This is a genomic window from Candidatus Methanosphaera massiliense (genome assembly GCF_028890305.1).
In the GTDB taxonomy this organism is placed as follows: Archaea; Methanobacteriota; Methanobacteria; order Methanobacteriales; family Methanobacteriaceae; genus Methanosphaera; species Methanosphaera massiliense.
On the sequence record NZ_JARBXM010000001.1, the window covers coordinates 844,441 to 860,402 of the forward strand.

Here is a 15,962-nt window from a genome sequence, read left to right on the forward strand (position 1 = left end):
TTATTTTACGGCGGTTAATATTGTTTTTAAAAAGTTATAGAATAAGTCCTATGCTAAAAAGAAGATTATGGAAAAATAGATATTGTAAAATATCTATATGTTTAAGTATTTTTCACGTTCGTAATTGAATACTTGTATTCTGTAATCGTCCCATTCTGCTCTTTTTATGTTGTAGAATTGGTTGTATACGTAGTCACCTAAAGCATTTTGTACTACTTCATCTTGTTCTAATGCGTGGTATGCTTCCCAGAGACTTGTTGGTAATGTTTCAATTCCACGTTCTGCTATTTCATCAGGAGTTAATGCGAATAAACTGTATTCTGTTGGTTCTCCTGGGTCAAGTTTGTTGTCTAATCCATCTAATCCTGCTTCAAGTAATACTGCAAATGCTAAGTATGGGTTACATGATGGGTCTGCAGATCTACATTCAATTCTTGTACCTAATCCTCTGGATGCAGGTATTCTTAGTAATGTGGATCTGTTTTTAAGTCCGTATGCAATGTAACATGGTGCTTCATATCCTGGTACTAAACGTTTGTATGAGTTTACTGTTGGTGATAATATTGAGGATAATGCTTTTGCGTGTTTTAATAATCCTCCTATGAAGTATAATGCTTCTTGTGATAATTGTGTTTCTGTGTCTGGGTCGTAGAATATGTTTTTACCATCTTTGAATAAACTTTGGTTACAGTGCATTCCGCTACCGTTAATTCCAAAGAATGGTTTTGGCATGAATGTAACTTTGTATCCGAGGTTGTCTACTAATGCTTTGATAGCTTGTTTGAATGTTACTACTGCATCAGCTGTTCTTAGTGCGTCGTCGAATTTGAAGTCAATTTCATGTTGTCCTGGTGCTACTTCGTGGTGGCTTACTTCAATATTGAAGTTTAGTTTTTCTAGTCCTAATACAATTGCTTTTCTTATATCTGTACCTTGGTCTAGAGGTTCTACATCGAAATATTCTGCATCGTCTGCTGGTACGTAGTTTCCTTCTTCATCTTTGTCTATTACAAAGAATTCAGGTTCTGGACCCATGTTAAATTGGTATCCTCTATCACTAGCTTTCTTTAATGAACTTTTTAATACTCCTCTTGGATCTCCTTCAAATGGTGTTCCATCAGTATTGTATACATCACAGATAAATCTGCATGCACCTTTTTCGTCAGGTCTCCATGGTAGAGGTGTGAATGTTGTTATATCTGGTTTTAATGCTAAATCACTTTGGTTGATGTCTACAAATCCATCAATGGATGATCCATCGAATAATACTCCATCTTCAATAATGTCTTCTACATCACTTGGTTTTTTAAGTGATACAGCTACATTTTTTGGAATTCCATGTATGTCTGAAAATTGACATCTTAAAAATTTACAGTCATTTTCTTCAATTTGTTTAACAATATTATCTATTTTGTCATCTCGTTCTGACATTAATTATTCACCTATGATTAAAATTTTTTAGTACTGGTATGGTATTGAGTATTATATAATTTAATATATTGATTATGATATAGTCCTTCATGGACTTTTAATCCCTTTTTTTTGAAATATCATTTCTGTTTGGAAATGTATTTCCCTTACCATCGGAAGTGTATTTCCTACTATAGACTATTGACATTATCCTATATAAACCTTTTCAAAAAAATCAAAATAAAAAACATTTTTTAAAGGATATAATTCAATAAAACAAGAATATTAATCTTTTGATATAAAAATAATCATCAATAAAAATTTAATTAAAATTTTAAAATGTAATAAAATTCTATTAATAAATTTAAAACGTTTTTATTTAATAAGATATGTAATAAATAATAAATTAATTAATAATAATGAAGAGAAGGAATTATTCCTATTTTAAGAGTTTGATTATAAAATTCCTTCACGTCGGAAAAATAAGGATTTATTCCATCTTTTACTATTAATTTAATACTTTTTTTTAGAAATTGTTAAAATTAGGTATATATCTTTCTATATAAAAAAAGAAGAATATGTTGAATAATTTTTTTGTAGGTAATTAATACTAACCATTAGTATTAGTTAAATTTAAAATTCTATTATTCTAAAGGAGTTTATATCAAATATGTCCCACATTAATACATTAGGAGATAATACAGTATTTTCTCTGCCTAATATGTACTTGATTGTTTCACTAACTTCTAATGATCCAAATATTGCTGGAGTTACACCTAGTACTTGTGGTTTTTTAGAACTAATATTTAATAAATAATCTTTTGAATCTTCAAGGGGTTTGTTTAATGAGTCTAATTTAAATAATTCTTCATAGGATGGAGTATTTTTATCAATTATTGTTAATTGACCTGAAGTTTCATCTACTGCACTATGTATAAAGGTTATGTCTTGTTTTTTAGCTTCTCTTGAAATTAATACTCTTGTATATACATTATCTACTGCATCTATTAGTACTTCGTTTCCTTGTAATATCTCTGAAATATTATCTTCGGTTACATGAACTTCGTATGTTTTAATGTTTATATCAGGGTTTATTTTTTTTGCTTCTTGTGCTGTTACTTCTACTTTTGATTTATTTATTGTATCTAGGTTACTTCTTATTTGGCGGTTTAGATTTGTTTTATCGAAAACATCTTCATCTATTATTGTTATATTTTCAAATCCTGACCTAACCAGTTGTTCTATTATTGTTCCACCTAGACCTCCACATCCCATAACTACAACGGGCGTATTTCTTATTTTTTCTTGTTCTTCTTTTGAGAATATTTCTATCTGTCTTGATATCATTTGGTTGTATAGTTCACTCATTTATGATGCCTCTTGTTGTTATTTTTTATTTATTATATATTATTATATAAGACAAATATATTAACAATTGTTATATTTTTGTAATAATAAATATAATATCAAAATGAAATAATCGTTGAAATCATTATAATATTTAATAAAAATAGAATCAAAAATATATGAATGAAGTATTCATCACATACATTAAAATAACTTATACTATTTCATGTTTTTAGTATAAGTGCCGGGGGCGGGATTCGAACCCGCGACCTCACGGTATCCCAGGAAAAAGTCAGAGCTCTGCTTAATACCCTATGAGCCGTGCGCTCTAACCAGCTGAGCCACCCCGGCGTGGCTACGCTTATTTATACTTTATGTCATAGTTAATATATATACTTTATGGTTATGATATCAAAATTAATTAAAATTTTTCAAACTAAAAACAATTATAAGATATTATACAAAAATACTATTATATAATATAATTATGAATGATATAAAATAAAGAAAAATAGGGGAGTATTTATAGTGACACAATTAGAACAGGCAAGAAAAGGAAATATAACACCAGAAATGGAATATGTAGCTAAAAAAGAAAAAATTGACATTGAAAAACTACGTAGATACATAGCTTCTGGAAAAGTAGTTATACCAAAAAACAATACTACAAATACTCTTCCAACAGGTATAGGTAAAGATTTACACACAAAAATAAATGCTAATATTGGTTCATCTACTGAAATGGAAGATATAAATGTTGAATTAGAAAAACTAGATATATTAGTAAAATATGGTGCTGATGCAGTAATGGATTTAAGTACAGGCCCTAAATTACATGAAATCAGAAAAGCAATAAGAGAAAGAACTAACATACCTCTTGGAACAGTGCCAATATATGAAGCAGGAGTAGAAACAACAGGTAAAGGTAAAGCAATAGTTGACATGGATGATGACACTATATTTAATACCATAATAAATCAGGCAAAAGAAGGTGTAGACTTTATAACTGTACACTGTGGAATAAATCAAGATTCAATAAAAGCTGTGGATGATGCTGAACGTATAATGGGTATAGTTAGTAGAGGTGGAGCATTAACTGCTGCTTGGATAATGCATAATGAAAAAGAAAATCCATTATACAAAGAATTTGATTATCTGCTCGAGATATGTAGAGAATATGATGTAACACTATCTTTAGGGGATGGTTTAAGACCAGGATGTACAAATGATGCAACAGATTTAGCACAAATAAGAGAACTGACAACACTAGGAAGATTAGTAAAAAGATCACGAGCAGCAGGAGTACAAGTAATGGTAGAAGGTCCAGGACACGTACCAATAACACAAGTAAAAGCAAACATGCAGATACAAAAAACAATCTGTGATGGAGCACCTTTCTATGTACTAGGACCATTAGTAACAGATGTAGCACCAGGATATGATCATATAACTGCTGCAATAGGAGCAAGTATAGCAGGAGCATCAGGAGCCGACTTCCTATGCTATGTAACACCAGCAGAACATCTATGTATTCCAAATAAAGAACATGTAAAACAAGGAGTAATAGCATCAAAAATAGCTGCAGAAGTATCAGACATAGCCAAAGAAATACCAAGCACATTACAAAGAGAAAAAGAAATGGCAATAGCAAGAGATAACTTTGACTGGGAAAAACAATTTGAACTAGCAATAGATGGTGAAACTGCAAGAGAATATTATGAAAGTGAAAAAACTTCCGATGATGACATGTGCAGTATGTGTGGAGACTTCTGCGCAATAAAAATGATAAAAGACCATGAAAACGATAACGAATAAAATCATACAAAAAACAATATTTTTTAATATAATTAAAAATATATATTAAAACAATAAGTATTTAAACAAATTAATGTATTCATAAAGGGAAACAAAAAAATAAAGGGAGGAACTTCAATGGCAAAAAAACGAGGAAAATCATTACCAGCTAGTGGAGCAGGTATTGTAAGATATTTTGATGATGATACTTCAGGAATCAAATTAACACCAAATCAAGTAGTAATTGGAACAATAATAATTGCTTTAATTTGTATAGCATTAAGATTCACAACTAGTGTTGGATACTAACCTTCTTCTATTTTTTTTATTTTTAAATAATTATTTTACTTATTCTTTAATTCTAAACTTATATTATTAATCAAAAACATAATTATTAATATACATAAAATATTTTTTAGTTTTATATATTTAATCAAATATTGTCAAATTAATATGAATTATTCATATTGATAGGGTTGGGAAAGTATAAAATAAAATAATAAGGAATGGAAAATATGACTAATAATAATGATAACTTTGTTGATAACACTCCAGAAGTTAATAAACCTCATAACATCGCTGGAAATAATCCAAGATCAGCACAAGTATTACATAAGGCTCAAATAAAACCAAGATCACAAGATAAAGATATAAAAATAACAAAAATAACAGAAGAAGAAACAGATTATCAAAATAAAGCTTCTTATATAATTCAAAAAGAATCAATTAAACTAAAAAGAAGAGTTGCTCCGGGATTATCTAAAATAATTATCAGAAAGAATGAAGAAAAACGTCAAAAAGAAGCAGCTAAAAAAGCTGAAGAGGCTAAGAAAGCTGAAGAAGCAAAAGTTAAATCTGAAACAGAAGAAGAAAAACCAAAAGAAACTATAAAAGATAAAACATCCGAAAAAGTTAAAGAAGCAACAACAAAAGCAAAAGATGCTACAAAAACTGCAGCAAAAAATACATCTAAAAAAGTTTCTGACTCAGCTAAAAACACATCTAAAAAAGTAGCAGATGCAACTAAGACTGCTGCAAAAAATACATCTAAAAAAGTTTCTGACTCAGCTAAAAATGCATCTAAAAAAGCAGCAGATGCAACTAAGACTGCTGCAAAAAATACATCTAAAAAAGCATCAGATAAAGTTAAAGAAGGAGCTAAAAAAGTATCATCATCAGCATCATCATCAGCAAAAAGTTTCACTCAGACTTTAAGAGAACAAGGTTTAATTGTAGCTGATAAAGCTAAAAAAGCTTCTGAGGAATTTTCTGATAAAGTTAAAAAAACATCTGAAGAATTCAGTGATAAAGTTAAAGATGAAGTTAAAAAAGCTTCTGATGAAAGAAAAGCTAAAAAAGAGGCTTCCAAAACAAATAATTTATCCGATGATAAATTAGTAAAAGCTTCTAAGGAAATTTCTGAAAAAGTTAAAGATAAAGTTAAAAAATCTTTAAACCAGGAAAAAGCTACAGAAGAAACTCCTAAAGAAGCTCCTAAAAAAGAGGCTCCTAAGAAAGATGTTTCATCGGAATCATCATCTGATGGTAAAAGTTTCACTCAGACTTTAAGAGAGCAAGGTTTAATTGCAACTGGTGAAGACACACCTAATGAAGTTGCTAAGGAAGAAACCCCTAAAGAAGCTCCTAAGAAAGAGACTCCTAAGAAAGATGTTTCATCGGAATCATCATCTGATGGTAAAAGTTTCACTCAGACTTTAAGAGAGCAAGGTTTAATTGCAACTGGTGAAGACACATCTGATGAAGTTGCTAAGGAAGAAACTCCTAAAGAAGCTCCTAAGAAAGATATTTCCTCCGAGTCCTCATCTGATGGTAAAAGTTTCACTCAGACTTTAAGAGAGCAAGGTTTAATTGTAACTGGTGAAGACGCATCTGATGAAGTTGTTAATGAAGAAACTCCTAAAGAAGCTCCTAAAAAAGAGGTTCCTAAAAAAGAGGCTCCTAAGAAAGATGTTTCATCGGAATCATCATCTGATGGTAAAAGTTTCACTCAGACTTTAAGAGAACAGGGTTTAATTATTTCTGAGGATTCCTCTAGAAAAAAGTAGATATCAAAAAATATCATAAAAAACGAACCTTGAAGAGACGAAAACATAGAAAAAAATACAATATATAATTTTCTTTTTAAAATATGGAGGTATTTGACTGTATGTCTACTAATATTAAATGTAGAAAAATATCAAAGGGAAAAAACACGGGTAATGCTATTGTAACAAAGGATCCTATTAGTTTTTTAGGTGGAGTTGATCCTAATAATGGTGTTGTTATAGATAAAAAACATGAATTGTATAATCAATGTATTACTGATAAAATATTGGTTATTCCTTCAGGTAAGGGATCTACTGTAGGTTCTTATGTAATTTATCAAATGGCAAAGAATAACACAGCTCCTAAGGCAATTATTTGTCAGAAAGCTGAGCCTATTATTGCAATTGGTGCTATTATTTCTAAAATTCCTATGGTTGATAATCCTAGTGTAGATATTATATCTACTATTAATGATAATGATACTGTCACTGTAGATGCAGATGAAGCAGTCATTACCTTAAATTAATCTTTTTTTTTAAATTATTTTTTTAGTTTTATTTTTTAAAAACATTTAAATATAATGATTGTTATATTAATACATATTAATGTATTGAAATATAAAACAAAAATTAATAATAATCTAATTAATATTAATTATATAAAACTTAAAAGGAGTGAAAGAAATGTCCAGCAAAGAAGATGTATTTGATGTACAGGATATGCACTGTAATGCTTGTGTAAATACAATTACAAAGACACTTACAAACAATTCCAACATAGACAATGTAGACTGTGATTTAGATACTAAAGAAGTTAAAGTCACATACGACGATGAACAAGTAGACGTAGAAGAAATCTTAAGTGCATTAGACACAATAGGTTTCCCAGCAACTATCAAAAAAAAACCATAAATGTTGGAGGCATGACCTGTGTCATGTGTTCCAGAGCAGTAACCTCCGCAGTATCAAAAATGCCCGGAGTATACTCAGCCCATGTTAATCTTGTCTCTGAAACAGCAGATGTAATCTACAATCCAAAAGTAGTAACACTTGAGGATATTGGAGATAGGATTAATTCTATTGGGTATATTTACATGGGTATTCATGATAATAATTCTATAAATAATGAAAAAGTTGAAGAACAAAGACAAAAAAGTCTAAAACAGAAACTATACAGAATTATTGTAGGATTCTTTTTCTCAGCAATATTAATGATTATAATGTTTGGAGACTTTGGCCTAGGCTCAAACAAACCATACGTTTCACTAGCAATATCAGTAATACCATTTGTTTACGTATCATATCCTATTTTTAAATCAGGATTCAATGCAGTAAAAAATCTTAATTTAAACATGGATGTAATGTATTCACTAGGTATGGGTGTGTCATTTATAGCTAGTTTATTAAGTACATTTAATCTTTTAGGCTCTTCAGAATTCATGTTATATGATACTAGTATAATGTTAGGTGCATTCCTAATGCTAGGTAAGTACCTTGAAGACAGAGCAAAATCTAAAACATCCGACTCAATTAACAACTTAGTTGAACTAAAAGCAACAGAAGCAACAATAGAAAGAAACATTGACGGTAAAATCGTTCAAGAAAAAGTAGATATAAACGATGTATTAAAAGGAAACATAGTAATAGTTAAACCGGGTGAAAAAGTACCAATAGATGGAAAAGTCATTGAAGGAAAAAGCTATGTTGATGAATCATTAGTAACTGGTGAGTCAGTACCAGTACAAAAAACAGTAGGTGACGAGGTTATAGGAGGATCAATTAATAAAGACGGATCCTTTAAATTAAGAGTTACTAACACTGGAGATAAAACAGTATTATCACAAATAATATCAATGGTACAGGATGCTCAAAATTCAGCACCTCCAATACAAAAACTAGCAGACAAAGTAATAACATACTTCATACCAGCAATCCTAGTAATTGCTTTAATATCTTTTATTGTATGGTATATCGGATTTGGAAGTCCCTTCTTATACAGTTTAAGTATATTTATATCAATTATTGTAGTAGCATGTCCATGTGCACTAGGATTAGCAATACCTACAGCACTAACAGTAGGAGTAGGATTAGCAGCTAAATATGGAATACTAATAAAAGATGGTGAAACATTAGAAGTATCAGAACAAATAACCCATGTATTACTTGATAAAACAGGAACAATTACAGTAGGACAACCAGTATTATCTAATGTAATTAATTACACTGCTGATAAATATGATGATGAAATATTAAAAATATCAAGATCTATAGAACAGTTTTCACAACATCCTATATCATCAGCATTATTTAATAACAAAGATAAAAATGAATTTGAATTATTCACTGTAGATGATTTTGAAAATATTTCAGGTAAAGGAGTTAAAGCAAAAATTGATGATACACAATACTTTATTGGTAATAAAAAAATATTATCCGATGCTAATATAACAATACCTGATAATGTTCTAAACGATTTAGAACAAGAAGAACTTAATATGAAAACAAGTATAATTCTTGCAGATTCTAGTAATGTTCTTGCTATAATATCAGTAGAAGATATGATAAAAGAAAACAGTAGGAAAGCAATCAAAGAATTCCATGACTTAGGTATTAAGACAACAATGGTTAGTGGTGATAATAAAAACAGTGCAGAAAAAATAGCACAAGAAGTAGGTATTGATGGTGTTATTGCTGAGGTATTACCACAGGGAAAACTAGATTATGTAAAAGAACTTCAAAGTAAAGGCGAAATTGTTGGATTTATTGGTGATGGTATCAATGATGCTCCTTCTTTAACAAAGGCAGATGTTGGTATAGCAATAGGTACAGGAACTGATGTTGCAATTGAGTCTGGAGATATTATTTTAATCAATGGTGATTTATTAAATGCAGTTGCTGGAATTCAAATAAGTAAAAAAACAATGTCAAGAGTAAGACTTAATTTATTCTGGGCATTCGCATATAACGTAATATTAATTCCATTAGCAGCAGGTATACTAATACCCTGGAATATATTCTTTAGACCTGAATATAGTGCATTTGCAATGGCTTTAAGCTCAGTTACAGTTATAACATTATCCTTACTCTTAAGAGGATATGTACCAGAAGTATTTAAGGATGAAATATAAATTCATTCTAATACTTTTTTTTATTCTAATTTTTTATACATTTTTTTTCATAATTTCACGAAGTACACTTGTTGCATAACATCCTCGTGGAATAAAAAATTCAACACGTATACCATTATCTATTTCTTCAACATGAGTATCCTCAATTTTAAATCTGATTGATCTTCTTATACCATGACTACCTAATTTTGGTGTTTTTGGACATTCAAAATCTTTTTTAGTTATATTTTCCTCATCCATTACTCTTTGTTCTATCTCCCCCTCTTTTCCTTCAGCTATAGGTACTTTAGAACCTAGAAGAGGAGCAGTCGGATTAACTGTGAAATTATCTATATCATCTTGAATAGTATTTTCGTCAATTTCATGAACCCAATGCTCTTCAGAATCTATAATAATATCTCCAGGGTAATATTTGTTAATACCTATCTTTGATCTTTCATTAATTATCTTATTAAATAAATATGATTCATAAGCATTCACAAACATTCTTTTCAATGGTTTAGGTAATGATTCAATTGCATGAATATAATCTTTTTCTCTTATTTCACCATGCTTATCTTTTGCTTGTATTAATACCTTAAGCATAGATTTCTCATATCTCATACTCTTTGGCATAAGACTATATGATTCTTCAAGTTTTCCTTCATCATATAATTTTCTTGCTTCATAAGGTTGATTATGTTCTTTATCATTTGGATTTCCTATATAAGTATCAACAGCTTTTTTTATATTATCTTCTACAAGACATTTACCAACAAGATGTGTAGTTGAACGTATCTCTCCAAAACGTTGATAACCATAAAAATTAGGAACTCCTGTGATTTTCAATGATTCTAAAACTTCTTCAGCAATCTCTTTATCCTCACTTGGATTATTAGTGTTTTTTATATTAATCTTGAATTTATTTCCTTTTAATTGACCCATTCGGAGTTTCTTCTGGTTTTTTTGTATATCTAATACTTTTACATTATGTAATGTTTCATTGAAGTCAGGTAATTCTTCAGGAGTTATATTACTTATACATAGCCATTGTCTAGTAATGGCAGACCTGTCTTTCATTCCTGCAAAACCGGTTCTTTTACGACTAATATGTAATGACTTAGCCATATCAAGAACAACATCAAGAGTAGTTCTACCATTTTTTTCTATTTGTATCCACGTATTTGGTCCTTCTCCAGAAGGTAGAGTTAGTGGAACTTCCTCAACATAAAAATCCTCATTAGATTCACGTATTATACCATCAGTTCCTTTGTTTTTTGTTATAAAATTTTCCGCATTTAACATAATCTAACCTATAAATTAATTTAAATTATATACAAAACTGTTAATTTTTATTATATAAAAAAGAATAAAAAAAGGAGGTTAAGTAAATTAGTAGTTATCTAAAATATAATATTCAGAATTACTATTGTCACTAGAACTACTAGAGCTACCACCAGATGAAGAACTACTACCAGATGAAGAACTGCCTTTACTACTTCTACCAGTGTAACTTCTAATGCTACTACTAGATTGTCTATTATTAGAAGTTGAATATGATGAAGATGAACTACTAGAACTACCTGAGCTACTAGAACTTACTGAACTACTAGATGAACTTCCCGTGTTATCAGAGCTACTTGAACTATCAGTTGTGTCATCTGTATTGGTAGTGGTATTGTTTGTCGTATTATTTGTAGTGGTATTATTTGTCATAAGAGAAATTGAACTTTCATTTAATCCTGTTTCGTTGAATAAAGTTGGTAACATACCATAAACAGCAACTATTGATAATATAAGTATTAGGGGTACCAATACAAATAGTACTAGTTTTTTATCTTCCATTCAAATCACGTTATTATTATTTTTTATTTTTCTATTTAATAAAAATATCTTTTATCTTGTCTTCTTTTTATAATAAACTTTAAAAATTAATAAAAAAATAATATAATATACATATTACTTATCTAACCAATGGAGGGGAATAAGATAGTTAATAAACCATCAAGATATATGAGTATTCTATTTATTATAGCATTAATATCAATCATAATCTCTTACTTATCTATAGTATATAATCAGTATTTTAACATAGGATTATTTGCAATTGGTTTTTTTATTGCAGGTATTAGTGCTACATCAGTATTACACCCATCATTGAGTTTCAGAGAATTAACTAGGAAATTTGTACTTATACTAGCTTTTGGTTTAGTTTTTTCATTACTTAGTTCCATAATTGTAACTTATTTCATGGATATTTCATTAAATAATATAAATATAGTATTATCTATATTTTCCATAATTTTAATGATAATCTTTTTATTTAGAGATAATAATGGTAATAAAAAGAATTCGGGATTAACTACTGAAAGTAAAATAAATGAAAACATTGCTGAAACAGTTGATGACATTGAAAATCTCACAGATGATGGGGGATCATATTTAAAAATATCTTCACTAGCAATATTAATATTAGCAGTATTTACATTAATAAGCATGACAATACCACCATTTAACGTGCTTCATGTTTGGTACTTTGCAATTATACCTTTTATAGCATTTGTTCCAGGATATTATATTATCAATACATTGGTTACTAGAAAAGATGACTTATTAGTTGTTGAAAGAATGTCCATTGCAGTATTTTCAAGTTTAGTTATCATGTCTATAATTGGATTAATAATAGTTCAAATTAATGGTAAATTAAATATGAGATATGTTTCAATTATCTTAGTTATACTTTCAGTCATACTTATATTAGTTTATCTAATTAAAATTAGAAAAGTTCCAAACAACGAGAGATTTTATCATAGAAGGACTAACATAGTTCTTTTAATATTTGCTATAATAGCTATATTAGCAGTTGTAGGTTCAGGAATATACGCAACTACTGAGAATCTTGGCCAAGGTAACACAACTTTTGTTGTTAACGGAATTAATAAAACGGCAGATTCAAATGGTTATGTGAACTTCACTGATGGTGAGAATGTATCTGTTCAACTTAACGTTACTAATCAGGAACATAAAAACATGAATTATACAGTTAGAGTTGAAGTTCATAATGATACTACAAATAAAACATTAACCGAACAACCTGTTTCATTAAATAATGGTCAATCATGGGTTTTACCATATAATTTAACCATGAGTCCGGGACAAAAAGACATTCAATTTGTATTGTACAAAAACAATAAACCGTACGTTATACGCCATTTATATTGTAATGTAACTTCGGATTACAGTGAATCAGCATAAAAAAAGTTAATTAAAAAAAGTATCAAAAATAATAAAAATAGTGTTGTAGGAATTATTTTCCTACAGCATAATATTTAAAATCTAATTTTTTCATTAATTTATTATTGTATTGATTTCTACCATCAAATATTAATGGCTGTTTTAGAAGAGTTTTTATTTTATCAAAGTTTGGACTTCTGAATTCTTTCCATTCTGTGACCAATACAATAGCATCAGCATCATGTAATACTGAGTATTTATCTTCATAATAATTTATATCTGAGTCTTTAAGATAGAAATTTTTAGCTGTATCCATAGCTTTAGGATCGTATGCATTAATAGTAGCTCCAGCTTCTAATAAATCTTTAATAATAACAATTGATGAAGCTTCACGCATATCATCTGTTTCAGGTTTAAATGCAAGACCCCATATAGCAAATGTATAATCAGATAAATCATCACCTAATACTGATTTAATTTTCTTGCTAATGTAATGTTTTTGATTATTATTCACTGTTTCCACACTTTTCAATAATGTTGCATCATAATCATTATCTTTTGCTGTTTTGATTAATGCTGTAACATCTTTAGGGAAACAACTACCACCATATCCACATCCAGGATATAAGAAGCTATGTCCTATACGTGAATCGCTACCCATTCCTTTTCTTACTTCATCTATATTTGCACCAATTTTATCGCAGATGTTTGCCATTTCATTCATGAATGATATTCTATTTGCAAGCATGGAATTTGATGCATATTTAGTCATTTCAGCACTTCTAATATCCATGATTATCATTCTATCATGATTTTTTGTGAATGGTTCATATAATTCTTTCATATATTCTGCAGCATCATCATTATCTGTTCCAACAATAATTCTTTCGGGTCTCATGAAATCTTGTACTGCATTACCTTCTTTTAAGAATTCTGGGTTGGATACTACTGTAACTTTATACTCTTGTCCACGTTTATTTAATTCACTGTTAATTATATTTTTTACTTCATCAGCTGTTCCTACAGGAACTGTTGATTTATCTACAACAATCATATCATGAGTTATTGTTTGTCCTATTTCTTTTGCAACTTCTCTTACGTACTGTAAATCTGCACTTCCATCTTCTCCCATTGGGGTACCTACTGCTATAAAACATATTTCAGAGTTAGTTAATCCTTCTTCTAGGTTTGTTGTGAAGTGTAAGTTGCCTATTTTATAGTTTGTGTCTATTAATTCTTTTAAACCTGGTTCGTATATAGGTACTATTCCTTTTTTTAATGATTCAATTTTTTCTTCGATAACATCTACGCAGTATACTTCATTTCCCATTTCTGAGAAACAAGTTCCAGTTACTAGTCCCACATATCCAGTTCCAATTATTGTAATGTTCATTTTATTTCCCTTTCCTCTATTATTTCATGTTTTATTCTTCGTTTGAATCTACTCTGCATATTATAAATCTATTATTTTCAAATACTTTTGTTGTGCTTGGTAATTGTATTTCTTCAAATGTGTCATTTGTGATTTCTTTTGTGAAGTAGTATGTTGGATAATAACTACCATTTACTTTCTGTACACTTAACTCTGAGTATTCAGATGAATTATTAAGTACTAAGCTTTTATCATATACTATGTATCCTATCTTTTCTTTTTCAAGTCCTGATAATGAGGATTTACCTGATGATTGATTTGTAAATTGATCAAAGTTATAATGCATAGGCATTTCATCAGTACTTGAAATAATCATTCCAAAGAATTGGTTATTTGTAAGTATGGATTCATTTTTGTCACCATTACTTTCAAACCAATTTATCACTTCTACTTCATCTGATGTAGGTGGAGCTATAGGATAAGTTGATATTTCTGTTGAACTATATGTATTTTTAAAACTATCATCATTTATTGCACTATAACATGAACCAATGGATAAAATTATGAGTAGTATAATTAAAATTATCGGAATTGCTTTCTGTTTAGTATCTAAATATTCAACTAATTTTGCAACACCATAACCTCCGATAATAACACCGGGCATAATCACATATAATAACATTCTAAAAGTATACACTGGAATACCAAACCAATGTAAATTACTAAATATGAATGCAATTAAAGTCCATGCTGAAACAAATAATAATTCTCTATTTTTAAATGAGTATATTAATCCAATAATACCGAATATTAAAGGTAAATACCCTATACATTTAATATATCTTTCAAGTCCCATAGCTTTTTGTCCCATAAATAATGACATAGGGTCAGAAAGTATAGAATTAAATCCACTAAATATTTGAGATATATGTGATGGACTAATCATAACTATTGCAGCTATACCAAGTATTGCTACAAGACCAATGACTATTATTGCAAGAATATAACTTTTCAATCCATCCAAATTCTTTTCATTAAAAATCTCAACAACCATCATTACTGAGAGCAATATCATATAATAAATAAAAGATGAGAAATGAACAGATAATATTAATAAAGCCATTAATCCAGATAGTAATCCATACCAGATATTCTTATTAACAATAGATAGGTAATACAAATAAATACCTGTGACAAAAAACAATATAGCCACTGATTCAGGAATAGGATAAAACATTCTAGAAAACATGAAACTAGAAATTAATAATAATCCTGTTGCAAGTCCAGCTACCTCATTATACATTTTATATGAAATATAAGATAGAAGGAAAACACAAAATATAGGAAGTATTACCTGAAATACTTTTGCTGCAGATAAAAGACTAGAATTAGTAATAAAAGCAACAAATATCAATAAGAAATGGAACAGTGGAGCATAACCAATTGTCTTTCCACTAGGAGCATTTAGATATGGATCCACAGTATTAATACCATAATTCATATAGGTCATAGCATAATTAATATGAGTATAAACATCCCAACTTAATGGCCATTCGTTAGTTAATGTAATAACTAAAGCTACAATACTCACAATTAACACTGGAAGTATCCAATAGTTTCTCTTATTTAATCTAATAACCATAATCATTCACT

The 15,962-nt window shown here is 29.2% G+C and carries 13 protein-coding genes and 1 tRNA gene; 7 read left to right on the forward strand and 7 right to left on the reverse strand.

The features are described 5' to 3' along the window. Positions 1-93 precede the first annotated feature (93 nt). The 3 genes from glnA to OTK55_RS04030 all read right to left on the reverse strand — a co-directional run bounded on the left by glnA (position 94) and on the right by OTK55_RS04030 (position 3,108). Positions 94-1,431 carry a type I glutamate--ammonia ligase gene (gene glnA / locus OTK55_RS04020; RefSeq protein WP_274870746.1) on the reverse strand — a complete coding sequence of 446 codons (1,338 nt, stop codon included), beginning with the start codon at positions 1,429-1,431 and terminating at the stop codon, positions 94-96. A 612-nt stretch (positions 1,432-2,043) separates the two neighbouring features. Beyond that, positions 2,044-2,778, reverse strand: a complete 735-nt coding sequence (locus OTK55_RS04025) for a HesA/MoeB/ThiF family protein (protein WP_274870747.1) — start codon at positions 2,776-2,778, stop codon at positions 2,044-2,046. Between the two features lie 221 nt (positions 2,779-2,999). Further along, a tRNA-Met gene (locus OTK55_RS04030) sits at positions 3,000-3,108 on the reverse strand. 177 nt (positions 3,109-3,285) lie between these two features. Between OTK55_RS04030 and thiC the strand changes: the two genes are divergently transcribed. The 6 genes from thiC to OTK55_RS04060 all read left to right on the forward strand — a co-directional run bounded on the left by thiC (position 3,286) and on the right by OTK55_RS04060 (position 9,724). Then, positions 3,286-4,572 carry a phosphomethylpyrimidine synthase gene (thiC, locus tag OTK55_RS04035; protein ID WP_274870748.1) on the forward strand — a complete coding sequence of 429 codons (1,287 nt, stop codon included), beginning with the start codon at positions 3,286-3,288 and terminating at the stop codon, positions 4,570-4,572. 117 nt (positions 4,573-4,689) lie between these two features. After that, positions 4,690-4,860 (forward strand): preprotein translocase subunit Sec61beta, encoded by a 171-nt coding sequence (locus OTK55_RS04040; protein WP_274870749.1) that lies wholly within the window; start codon positions 4,690-4,692, stop codon positions 4,858-4,860. Positions 4,861-5,066: 206 nt separating this feature from the next. Then, positions 5,067-6,617: a hypothetical protein gene (locus OTK55_RS04045; RefSeq protein ID WP_274870750.1), complete on the forward strand. Its 1,551-nt coding sequence runs from the start codon at positions 5,067-5,069 to the stop codon at positions 6,615-6,617. Between the two features lie 101 nt (positions 6,618-6,718). After that, positions 6,719-7,123, forward strand: a complete 405-nt coding sequence (locus tag OTK55_RS04050) for a DUF126 domain-containing protein (RefSeq protein WP_274870751.1) — start codon at positions 6,719-6,721, stop codon at positions 7,121-7,123. Between the two features lie 157 nt (positions 7,124-7,280). Further along, positions 7,281-7,508 carry a heavy-metal-associated domain-containing protein gene (locus OTK55_RS04055; RefSeq protein ID WP_274870752.1) on the forward strand — a complete coding sequence of 76 codons (228 nt, stop codon included), beginning with the start codon at positions 7,281-7,283 and terminating at the stop codon, positions 7,506-7,508. 11 nt (positions 7,509-7,519) lie between these two features. Beyond that, the gene (locus OTK55_RS04060) at positions 7,520-9,724 is read left to right on the forward strand and encodes a heavy metal translocating P-type ATPase (protein WP_274870753.1); all 2,205 of its coding nucleotides are present in this window, start codon (positions 7,520-7,522) and stop codon (positions 9,722-9,724) included. Between the two features lie 33 nt (positions 9,725-9,757). Here OTK55_RS04060 and truD read toward each other — a convergent pair whose 3' ends face one another. After that, a complete protein-coding gene (truD, locus tag OTK55_RS04065) occupies positions 9,758-11,008 on the reverse strand; it encodes a tRNA pseudouridine(13) synthase TruD (RefSeq protein WP_274870754.1) in 1,251 nt (416 codons plus the stop codon). 87 nt (positions 11,009-11,095) lie between these two features. Next, on the reverse strand, positions 11,096-11,548 hold the full coding sequence (locus OTK55_RS04070; protein WP_274870755.1) for a hypothetical protein: 453 nt from the start codon (positions 11,546-11,548) through the stop codon (positions 11,096-11,098). A 129-nt stretch (positions 11,549-11,677) separates the two neighbouring features. Between OTK55_RS04070 and OTK55_RS04075 the strand changes: the two genes are divergently transcribed. Continuing rightward, complete coding sequence (locus OTK55_RS04075; protein ID WP_274870756.1) at positions 11,678-12,958, forward strand: DUF1616 domain-containing protein; 1,281 nt, start codon at positions 11,678-11,680, stop codon at positions 12,956-12,958. A gap of 52 nt (positions 12,959-13,010) precedes the next feature. Here the strand turns inward: OTK55_RS04075 and OTK55_RS04080 are convergent, their stop codons facing one another. Further along, positions 13,011-14,330: a UDP-glucose dehydrogenase family protein gene (locus OTK55_RS04080; RefSeq protein WP_274870757.1), complete on the reverse strand. Its 1,320-nt coding sequence runs from the start codon at positions 14,328-14,330 to the stop codon at positions 13,011-13,013. Positions 14,331-14,361: 31 nt separating this feature from the next. Continuing rightward, positions 14,362-15,951, reverse strand: a complete 1,590-nt coding sequence (locus tag OTK55_RS04085; protein WP_274870758.1) for a hypothetical protein — start codon at positions 15,949-15,951, stop codon at positions 14,362-14,364. Positions 15,952-15,962 lie beyond the last annotated feature (11 nt).

Excerpts from the sequence above, each read along its gene's own strand:
- glnA (WP_274870746.1), bottom strand. The coding sequence starts at position 1,431 with ATGTCAGAACGAGATGACAAAATAGATAATATTGTTAAACAAATTGAA.
- OTK55_RS04040 (WP_274870749.1), top strand. The coding sequence starts at position 4,690 with ATGGCAAAAAAACGAGGAAAATCATTACCAGCTAGTGGAGCAGGTATT.
- OTK55_RS04080 (WP_274870757.1), bottom strand. The coding sequence starts at position 14,330 with ATGAACATTACAATAATTGGAACTGGATATGTGGGACTAGTAACTGGA.
- OTK55_RS04085 (WP_274870758.1), bottom strand. The coding sequence starts at position 15,951 with ATGGTTATTAGATTAAATAAGAGAAACTATTGGATACTTCCAGTGTTA.
- OTK55_RS04075 (WP_274870756.1), top strand. The coding sequence starts at position 11,678 with ATGGAGGGGAATAAGATAGTTAATAAACCATCAAGATATATGAGTATT.
- OTK55_RS04045 (WP_274870750.1), top strand. The coding sequence starts at position 5,067 with ATGACTAATAATAATGATAACTTTGTTGATAACACTCCAGAAGTTAAT.
- OTK55_RS04060 (WP_274870753.1), top strand. The coding sequence starts at position 7,520 with ATGACCTGTGTCATGTGTTCCAGAGCAGTAACCTCCGCAGTATCAAAA.
- OTK55_RS04050 (WP_274870751.1), top strand. The coding sequence starts at position 6,719 with ATGTCTACTAATATTAAATGTAGAAAAATATCAAAGGGAAAAAACACG.
- OTK55_RS04025 (WP_274870747.1), bottom strand. The coding sequence starts at position 2,778 with ATGAGTGAACTATACAACCAAATGATATCAAGACAGATAGAAATATTC.
- truD (WP_274870754.1), bottom strand. The coding sequence starts at position 11,008 with ATGTTAAATGCGGAAAATTTTATAACAAAAAACAAAGGAACTGATGGT.
- OTK55_RS04070 (WP_274870755.1), bottom strand. The coding sequence starts at position 11,548 with ATGGAAGATAAAAAACTAGTACTATTTGTATTGGTACCCCTAATACTT.
- OTK55_RS04055 (WP_274870752.1), top strand. The coding sequence starts at position 7,281 with ATGTCCAGCAAAGAAGATGTATTTGATGTACAGGATATGCACTGTAAT.